This is a genomic window from Ensifer sp. 4252, from assembly GCF_050434565.1.
Lineage (GTDB): Bacteria > Pseudomonadota > Alphaproteobacteria > Rhizobiales > Rhizobiaceae > Ensifer.
Genome location: NZ_JBNDIU010000080.1, coordinates 1 through 1,300, shown reverse-complemented (window position 1 = coordinate 1,300; position 1,300 = coordinate 1). Strand labels below are relative to the sequence as shown.

Here is a 1,300-nt window from a genome sequence, read left to right as displayed (position 1 = left end):
TGTCAGGCGACATGTAAAACTGGTCCGGTAGCGACACCTAAAACTGGTCCCTCTTTCAGACCTTAGGAGGGACTAATGGACGTTGAGACAGGTACGAAGATCTCCGCGAGATTGGCGCGGAGAGAAGCGATGCTCGAACCGGACGAGGTGACTGCGATGCTGCGGCTCAAGAAGCTGGGGTGGGGCACGCGGCGGATCGCGTTGGAGCTGGGATGCTCGCGCACGACGGTGCAGCGATATATCGAGACGGGTGGCTGGCGCGGGTATCGGCGAGCCCGCCGGGAAACGCAGCTCTCGAAGCATGAAGCGTGGGTCCGTGAGCGGTTCTTTCGCCATGGGGGCAATGCTGATGTCGTGCGGCAGGATCTGGCTCGAGAACTCGGCATTGAGGTCAGTCTCCGCACGGTTGAGCGGGCGGTCGCGGGGTATCGGCAGCAATTGGCGGCATCGGCTTTAGCGACGATGCGCTTCGAGACACCGCCAGGCCATCAGATACAGATTGATTTTGGCGAGAAGCGAATGGAGATCGGAGGCGAGAAAGTCCGCGTCTACATCTTCGTGGCAACGCTTGGCTATTCGCGTCGCACATACGCGACTGCGTTTCTCCACGACCGTCAGTCTGCCTGGTTCGATGGGATGGAGGCAGCGTTCAGGCATTTTGGCGGTGTCACAAGCGAGGTCCTTCTCGATAATGCTGCGGCATTGGTGACTCGGCACGACGCGGTGACCCGCGAGGTCGTGTTCAACGATCGGCTGCATGCCTTCTCCCGCTATTGGGACTTCCGTCCTCGCGCATGTGCACCATACCGGGCTCGTACCAAAGGCAAGGACGAGCGAGGCGTCGGGTATGTGAAGCACAACGCACTTGCCGGACACAGCTTTGACAGCATGGAAGGGCTTCACCTGCACCTTGCGTGGTGGATGCGCACGGTTGCCGATCTTCGATGCCATGGCACGACAGGCGAACCACCACTTGAGCGCTTTGTTCGCGACGAAGCTGTGACGCTACGCCCACTAAATGGCAGGCCGCCATTTCGACAGATCCGAGAACTGCTGCGCAAGGTTCACGCCGATTGCGCCGTTGAGGTCGACACCAACGCCTACTCAGTCCCTTGGCGGCTCATTGGCGAGATTGTCGAGGTGACGATCAGCGGTGGCCAGGTCCGCGTGTTCCATGCTGGTCAGCTTGTCGCGAGCCACGCCGAGTCACACGGGCGTCATCGTCGCCTGACGGATCCTGCCCATTTTGTCGGCGTCAGCGGCTTCGGCATGCCTGTCAAGCAAGCCGCGCAGGCCGATC

At 60.8% G+C, this 1,300-nt stretch carries 1 protein-coding gene; it reads left to right on the top strand.

Annotated features, from left to right (window positions below):
* Positions 1-75: 75 nt before the first annotated feature.
* The coding region (gene istA / locus ABIE33_RS36230; RefSeq protein ID WP_429133974.1) for an IS21 family transposase at positions 76-1,300 on the top strand (1,225 nt) is incomplete at its 3' end.